Raw genomic sequence first — 262 nt, 5'->3', positions numbered from 1 at the left:
CAGCAGAAGCCCAATTTGACTTCATAATTTTATCCCATATATCACGTGCTTTAACTGTACGGTGTACGATTACTGGATAGCCTTTTGCTTCCCACTCTACAATATGACCGTCCCATTCAGCGTTATATTTTTCGAAAGTAGTATCAGGAAACTTTAAATCCCAATCTAAATCTTTTTCTACTGCTTCCATGAAGTCATTAGTCACTAAGACAGATGAATTATTTCCTTCCATGAAGCCGACTTTATTTTTAGCCCCTATGAA

General features: G+C 37.0%; 1 pseudogene. It reads right to left on the bottom strand.

Going from position 1 to position 262, the window contains the following annotated elements:
- Positions 1–262 (bottom strand): annotated as a pseudogene (locus SB764_RS41520) (hypothetical protein); the annotation flags it as partial.

This window comes from Paraburkholderia sp. SIMBA_027 (assembly GCF_046535315.1).
In the GTDB taxonomy this organism is placed as follows: domain Bacteria; phylum Pseudomonadota; class Gammaproteobacteria; order Burkholderiales; family Burkholderiaceae; genus Paraburkholderia; species Paraburkholderia tropica.
The sequence above is the reverse complement of the archived record's forward strand: the minus strand, read 5'-3'. Positions and strand labels throughout refer to the sequence as shown.